The following is a 7,839-nucleotide window of genomic DNA, read 5'->3' as shown; positions in this document are numbered from 1 at the left end:
CTCTCGTCGTCGGTGTGCTCCTCGTCGTCGCGGGCGGTGTGTGGGGCGTCATCTCGCTGACCGGGGACGACGGCAGGAAGGACACCGCGACCAAGTCGTCGCCGGGCGCCGGTGCGAGTCGGTCGCAGGAGCCGTCGCCGACCGGGTCCGTGCTGCCGTACGGCGATGTGGTCGGGCTCGACGAACCCCTGGAGGCCGGTGACTGCGTGCAGGCGGTGTGGTCGGGGACGCCGTTCGCGTCGGCGCCGAACCTCGGGGTCGTGGACTGCGCGGACGACTGGCCGGACGGCCAGGTCGTGGCCGTCGACACGGCCGCCGACTTCGCCGACGCCCGGGCCCGGGGCGCGAAGCGCTGCGCGGACCTGAGCCGGCCCGTCGTGGACGCGCTGCCGGACGCGGCCGGGTACGCCGTCGTGCCGACCGAGGCGGGCTTCCGCGCGGCCGGCCGCGGTACGGCGTGTCTCGTGCTCGGCCGCCATGCCGCGATAGGCGGTGAGGTGGGCCGGTTCCGGGACCTGGGCACGGACCTGTGGGTCGGTCAGATGAGCGTCGGCGACTGCTGGGTCTACCAGCAGCTCGACGACGGCTACCGGGCTCCGCTGACCGAGTGTTCGAAACCGCACACCGACCAGGTGATCGGCACCGTTCAGGCGCCCGCCGGAATGAGCCACAAGAAGGGCACCGACAACGCGACGAAGTTGTGCGGCAACAAATTCGAGTCGGCCTGGGCGCCCGGCCGGGAACGTCTTGTGTACGGCTGGGTCGCGGACGAGGACGACTGGAAGAAGGGATTCGACAAGATCGTGTGCACGGTCAGCCTGACCGACAACAAGGAGTCGAGCGGGAAGATACCCCCGCCCGGCGCGGTCTGAATCCGGTCGGTTTCCGTACCGAATCCGGTCCGGGCCCGGTCGCGGAAGTGCGGGAACCCGGTGAGAAGCGGGCGAGAACCGGACGGGTTCCCTGGGCGTCCGGGACAGCCGCCGGGCCCCTCGGGCGACCGGACCGGAGCGGGACGGGAGTCGGACGGAACCCTCGGGCGGCCGGACGGGAGTCGGGACGCGGGACGGACGGCAAGCGACGGGAGGCCGGTCCGGCGGACCCCGCGGCCGTGGCGGGGCGGCGTTCACCCAGGGTTCGTCTGTGCGCCGCCCGGGCGTGCCAGTCTCCACCGAAGGCGCACGCGCGGACGGAGAAAAGGGGCACGGGGAGCCATGGAGAGCGGACCGGCGATCTTCGCGGGAACGGTGTTCGCCCTGTTCGGCGGAGGGCTGCTGGTGTGGACCGCGGCCCGGGTGCGGCATCGCGAGCCCGTCGCCCACGGTGTGAGTCCCGTCGCATCCGCGACCCTCGCGACCGTCGCCGCGCTCCTCACGCTCGCCCTCGGCGCATGGTGCTTCACCGGCCTCTAGGACGGTTCCTGGGAGGTCGACGCGATCGGGCCGACCGGTATTCGGTAGATCGCCCTCCGGATGAGTGCGAAAAGGCCGGTGGGTACTCCGGGCGGCAGGAATGGCGGTAGTCGGGTTACCGTTCGAGTGGCCGTTGCGGGCTTTTCCCGTTTGACACGGGGGCGGGATGTACCGTCACACTCCGCAAGCGTCCGTATGACCCGACCCCGGGAACCAGGCCTGGGGAGATCCCAGCGTCGACCGGAGAGAAGAGCGAAGTTGTCCCCGACCAGCGAGACCGCACAGGGCGGCCGCCGACTCGTCATCGTCGAGTCGCCTGCCAAGGCGAAGACGATCAAGGGCTATCTCGGCCCCGGATACGTCGTCGAGGCGAGCGTCGGGCACATCCGCGACCTCCCCAACGGCGCCGCGGAGGTGCCCGAGAAGTACACCGGCGAGGTCCGCCGCCTCGGCGTGGACGTCGAGCACGACTTCGAGCCCATCTATGTCGTCAACGCCGACAAGCGGGCCCAGGTCAAGAAGCTCAAGGACCTGCTGAAGGACTCCGACGAGCTCTTCCTCGCCACCGATGAGGACCGCGAGGGCGAGGCCATCGCGTGGCACCTCCAGGAAGTGCTCAAGCCCAAGGTCCCGGTCAAGCGGATGGTCTTCCACGAGATCACCAAGGCCGCGATCCAGGCCGCCGTCGCCAACCCGCGCGAGCTGAACCAGAAGCTGGTCGACGCCCAGGAGACCCGCCGCATCCTCGACCGCCTCTACGGCTACGAGGTCTCGCCGGTCCTGTGGAAGAAGGTCATGCCGCGCCTGTCGGCCGGCCGTGTCCAGTCGGTCGCGACCCGGCTCGTGGTCGAGCGGGAGCGCGAGCGCATCGCGTTCCGTTCCGCCGAGTACTGGGACCTGACGGGCACCTTCGCGACCGGCCGCGCGGGAGACCCGTCGGACCCGTCGTCGCTGGTCGCCCGACTTCAGACCGTCGACGGCAGGCGCGTCGCGCAGGGCCGCGACTTCGACTCCCTCGGGCAGCTCAAGAGCGCGAACACCCTCCACCTCGACGAGGCGAACGCCCGCGCGCTCGCCGCCGCCCTGGAGCAGACCCGGTTCGCGGTCCGCTCGGTCGAGTCCAAGCCGTACCGCCGCTCGCCCTACGCCCCGTTCCGTACGACGACCCTCCAGCAGGAGGCCTCGCGCAAGCTCGGATTCGGCGCGAAGGCGACCATGCAGGTGGCCCAGAAGCTGTACGAGAACGGCTTCATCACCTACATGCGTACGGACTCCACGACCCTCAGCGACACCGCGGTCAACGCGGCCCGCGCCCAGGTCACGCAGCTGTACGGCGCCGACTACCTGCCCTCCGCGCCGCGCACCTACGCCGGGAAGGTCAAGAACGCGCAGGAGGCGCACGAGGCGATCCGTCCCTCGGGTGATCGTTTCCGCACGCCCGCCGAGACGGGTCTGACCGGCGACCAGTTCAAGCTCTACGAGCTGATCTGGAAGCGGACCGTCGCCTCGCAGATGAAGGACGCGACCGGAAACTCCGTCACCGTGAAGATCGGTGGCACCGCCGCCGACGGCCGGGACGTCGAGTTCAGCGCCTCCGGCAAGACGATCACCTTCCACGGCTTCCTCAAGGCCTACGTCGAGGGCGCCGACGACCCGAACGCCGAGCTGGACGACCGCGAGCGCCGGCTGCCCCAGGTCAACGAGGGCGACCCGCTGTCCGCCGAGGAGATCACGGTCGACGGGCACGCCACCAAGCCCCCGGCCCGCTACACCGAGGCCAGCCTGGTCAAGGAGCTCGAAGAGCGGGAGATCGGCCGCCCGTCGACGTACGCGTCGATCATCGGCACGATCCTCGACCGCGGCTACGTGTTCAAGAAGGGCACGGCACTCGTGCCGTCCTTCCTGTCCTTCGCCGTGGTCAACCTCCTGGAGAAGCACTTCGGGCGGCTCGTCGACTACGACTTCACCGCCAAGATGGAGGACGACCTCGACCGCATCGCCCGCGGTGAGGCCCAGTCCGTGCCGTGGCTCAAGCGGTTCTACTTCGGCGAGGGCAACGGCATCGGCGGCGCGGCCGAGGCCGGCAACGGCGACGGGGACCACCTCGGCGGCCTCAAGGAACTGGTGACCGACCTGGGCGCGATCGACGCGCGCGAGGTCTCCTCGTTCCCGGTGGGCAACGACATCGTGCTCCGGGTCGGCCGCTACGGCCCGTACATCGAGCGCGGCGAGAAGGACTCCGAGAACCACCAGCGCGCCGACGTGCCCGAGGACCTGGCACCCGACGAGCTGTCCGTCGAGCTCGCCGAGGAACTGCTCGCCAAGCCCAGCGGCGACTTCGAGCTCGGCGCCGACCCGGTGACGGGCCACCAGATCATCGCCCGCGACGGCCGCTACGGCCCGTACGTCACCGAGGTGCTCCCCGAGGGCACCCCGAAGACCGGCAAGAACGCCGTGAAGCCGCGTACGGCCTCGCTGTTCAAGTCGATGTCGCTGGACACCGTGACGCTGGAGGACGCCCTCAAGCTGATGTCGCTGCCGCGGGTCGTCGGCGCCGACGCCGAGGGCCAGGAGATCACCGCGCAGAACGGCCGCTACGGCCCGTACCTGAAGAAGGGCACGGACTCGCGCTCGCTCACCTCCGAGGAGCAGCTCTTCACGATCACCCTCGAAGAGGCGCTGCAGATCTACTCCCAGCCCAAGCAGCGCGGCCGCGCGGCCGCCAAGCCGCCGCTGAAGGAGCTCGGCACCGACCCGGTCAGCGAGAAGCCGGTGGTGGTCAAGGACGGCCGCTTCGGACCGTACGTGACCGACGGGGAGACCAACGCGACCCTGCGCTCCGGCGACAGCGTCGAGACGATCACTCCCGAGCGCGGCTTCGAACTCCTCGCCGAGAAGCGGGCCAAGGGCCCCGCCAAGAAGACGGCGAAGAAGGCGCCCGCGAAGAAGGCCCCGGCCAAGAAGGCGACGGCCGCCAAGAAGACCGCGGCGAAGAAGACCACGACGGCCGCGAAGAAGACGACGGCGAAGAAGACCACCGCCACCGCGAAGAAGGCGGCGGCTTCGAAGGCGGCGTCGGAGGACTGAGTCCGTCGCTGCTCCTCCACCAAGGCTTCGCAATGCGAACGTCCCGGCATCACTTTGGTGTCGGGACGTGCGCACGTCAGGACGGGCCCTCCGGGCTGTCGGTGGCTCCCGATAGGCTGAACGCATGACCCGTGCGGAGCAGCCAACGGCCCCTGAACCGGCCCCCGACGACGCCCTGCTCGCGGACTCCCGCGAGCGCGCCGTCCGCGCCCTGCTGCGCAGGCCCCAGCTCAAACGCCTGTGGAGCGCCCAGCTCGTGGGCGGCATCGGCGACACCCTCGCCCTGCTGGTGCTGGTCCTGCTGGCCCTTCAGGCGGCGATCGCCGGGGGCTCGTTCAGCGGCGGCTACCGTGGCGCGGCGTTCGCAGTGGCGACCGTCTTCGGTACGCGCATCCTGGCGACGCTGCTCTTCGGCGCCGTCCTGCTCGGCCCGCTGACCTCGCTCACCTCGCACGAGGGGCCGCTCGACCGCCGCTGGACCATGGTCGGCGCGGACGGGGTCAGGCTCGCCCTGCTCATCGTCGCGCCGCTGTGGATCGACTGGACGCCGGACGACGCCCTCGCGATGCTCCTGGTGACCGTCTTCGTGACGGGTGTCGCCGAGCGCTTCTGGACCGTGTGCCGCGAGAGCGCGGCGCCCGCCCTGCTGCCGGCCCCGCCGCCGGAGGGCGCGACGGTACGACCGCTGCCGGACCACCTGGACGCGCTGCGCCGCCTGTCGCTGCGGACGACCTTCGTGGCGATCCCGCTCGCCGGCGCCGCACTCGTCGTGGCGGCCCTGCTCAACAACGTGCTGGGCTCGGGCATCGACTGGTTCGGCCAGCACCAGGCGGCCCTCGCGTCGTACGTCGCGGCCGGACTGTTCGCCGCGTCCCTGTCCCTGCTGACCTTCCTGGAGCTGCCCGACACCCGCACCCCGCGCGCGCGTTCGCCGCTGGAGGGGCTGCGCCGGCCCAAGACGGGCACCGGCGTCGACAAGGGCCGTACCGGCGCGATCCCGCTGCTGGTGCCGGCCTGTGCCGCCGTCGCCGGGGCGATCGCGGCCGCCGTGGCCGTCTCCGTGCTGCACGCCAAGGACCTGGGCGGCGGCCCGGTGATGTACGGGCTGATGGTGCTCGCCCTGACCGGCGGTGTCGTCGTCGGTGTCCGTACGGCGCCCAGGGTGCTGGTCTCGCTGTCGCGGCGCCGGCTGCTCGCGCTGGCGATCGCCTTCACCGGTGTCGCCCTGCTGGCCGCCGGGCTCGTCCCGGACGTCACCACCGTGCTGCTGATCGACGCGCTGGCCGGTGTCGGCGCGGGTGTCGCCGCCAACACCGGGCACACCCTGCTCGACCAGGAGACCGAGGAGTACCGGCGGGCGCGGACCACCGAGCACCTGCACGCGGTCGTGCGGGTCGGTGTGGCGTTCGGCGCCCTCGTCGCCCCCGTGGTGGCTGCGGCGATCGGACCGCACCGCCTGGAGAACGGCAAGTTCGTGTTCGCGCACGGCGGCGCCGCGTTCACCCTGATGCTGGTCGGCGCGCTGCTGCTGCCGGTGGCCGCGCTGGTGCTCGCCAAGGTCGACGACCGGTCCGGCGTCCCCCTGCGGCACGACCTGCGGGACGCGCTGCTCGGCGGCGACGACCCGGAGACGGTGCCCGCCGACACGGGGTTCTTCATCGCCCTGGAAGGCGGTGACGGGGCCGGGAAGTCCACCCAGGCCGAGGCGCTCGCCGAGTGGATACGCGCCAAGGGCCACGAGGTCGTGGTGACGCGCGAGCCGGGCGCGACCCCGGTGGGCAAGCGGCTGCGGTCGATCCTGCTGGACGTGTCGAGCGCCGGCCTCTCGCACCGCGCGGAGGCGCTGCTGTACGCGGCGGACCGCGCGGAGCACGTGGACACCGTGGTCAGGCCCGCCCTGGAGCGCGGCGCGGTCGTCATCTCCGACCGGTACATCGACTCCTCGGTGGCCTACCAGGGTGCCGGGCGCGACCTGTCCCCGGCGGAGATCGCCCGCATCAACCGCTGGGCGACCAACGGACTGGTGCCGCATCTGACCGTCCTGCTGGACGTGTCCCCGGAGATCGCCCGCGAGCGCTTCACCGAGGCGCCGGACCGGCTGGAGTCGGAGCCGGCGGAGTTCCACGCGCGCGTGCGGTCCGGATTCCTCACCCTGGCCGCCGCCGACCCCGGGCGGTACCTGGTCGTGGACGCCGGGCAGGAGCCCGAGGCCGTCACGACCGTCGTCCGGCACCGCCTCGACCAGATGCTCCCGCTGTCCGAGCAGGAGATCCGGGAACAGGAGGAGGCCCGCCGCAAGGCCGAGGAGGAGGCGCGGCGCAGGGCCGAGGAGGAGGCCGCGCGCAAGGCCGAGGAGGAGCGCCTGGAGCGGGAGCGCCAGGAGCAGCTCGCCCGGCTGAAGGCCGAGGAGGAGGAGCGCAAGCGGCGCGAGCTGGAGGAGGCCCAGCGCCGCGAGGCCGAACGCCAGGCGGAGGAGGCCCGGCTGCGGGCCGAGGAAGCGCGCAGGCGGGCCGAGGAGGAGCGGGCGCGGCTGCTCGCCGAGGAGAAGGCCCGCGCGGAGGAAGAGGCGCGGCGCAAGGCCGAGCAGGAGGCCGCCCGCAAGCGGGCCGAGGAGGAGGCGCGTCTGCGTGCCGAGGCCGAGGAGCGGCGGCTGGAGAAGCAGCGCAAGGCCGAGGAGGCGTTGCTGCGTGCCGAGGAGGCCCGGCGGCTCGCCGAGGCCGCGGCCGCGGCGGCGGAGGAGGGGCCCAAGCAGGCCGCTGCTCCGGCGGCGGGGGTGGACGCGGCGACCGTGCCCACGCCCGTGGTGACGCCGACGAACGCGTCCGGCGGTCCGGCGGACGAGACGGCCGTGCTGCCGCGCGTGTCCATGGAGAAGGACGACGGGGATTCCTCCGCGAGCCGGGACGGCAGCGGCGCCGGGGCTTCCGGTGCGTCCGTCTCCGACGCGGAGGTGACGGCCGAGCTGCCGCAGCCGCCGGTTCCGCCGGGGGCTGCGGACGAGACGGCGGTGCTGCCGCCCGTGTCGCCGGGTCCCGCTGACGAGACGGCGGTGCTGCCGCCGGTTCCGCCGGGTGCCGCCGACGAGACGGCCGTACTGCCGCCCGTGCCGCCGGCGCCGGGGGAGGGGCCCGCGGACCGGGTGCCGCCGGGGTACTTCCGGGACGAGGAGCGGACGCGGGAGCTGCCGCAGGTCGACGCCGAGGGCACACCGCGGCGCAGGGCCCGGTCGGACTGGGCCGAGGAGACGCCGTTGGACGACCTGCCGACGTTGGCGGACGAGTTGCTCGGCCCGCACGACGAGGGGTACGGCGAGGACCGGGGCCGGCGTCGGGGGCGGTAG

The 7,839-nt window shown here is 72.6% G+C and carries 4 protein-coding genes; all 4 read left to right on the top strand.

Going from position 1 to position 7,839, the window contains the following annotated elements; all coding sequences use genetic code 11:
• Positions 1 to 872, top strand: an 872-nt coding sequence (locus AOJ26_RS38690; protein ID WP_199828917.1) for a septum formation family protein, incomplete at its 5' end; no start/stop codon positions are given.
• A 342-nt stretch (positions 873 to 1,214) separates the two neighbouring features.
• Complete coding sequence (locus tag AOJ26_RS38685; RefSeq protein ID WP_053853023.1) at positions 1,215 to 1,412, top strand: hypothetical protein; 198 nt, start codon at positions 1,215 to 1,217, stop codon at positions 1,410 to 1,412.
• Between the two features lie 258 nt (positions 1,413 to 1,670).
• Positions 1,671 to 4,499 carry a type I DNA topoisomerase gene (gene topA / locus AOJ26_RS38680; protein WP_053853022.1) on the top strand — a complete coding sequence of 943 codons (2,829 nt, stop codon included), beginning with the start codon at positions 1,671 to 1,673 and terminating at the stop codon, positions 4,497 to 4,499.
• A 124-nt stretch (positions 4,500 to 4,623) separates the two neighbouring features.
• Complete coding sequence (tmk, locus tag AOJ26_RS38675) at positions 4,624 to 7,839, top strand: dTMP kinase (RefSeq protein ID WP_053853021.1); 3,216 nt, start codon at positions 4,624 to 4,626, stop codon at positions 7,837 to 7,839.

The organism is Streptomyces sp. NRRL B-24085 (assembly GCF_001282115.1).
Lineage (GTDB): Bacteria > Actinomycetota > Actinomycetes > Streptomycetales > Streptomycetaceae > Streptomyces.
This window is presented reverse-complemented; position numbering and strand designations above follow the sequence as displayed.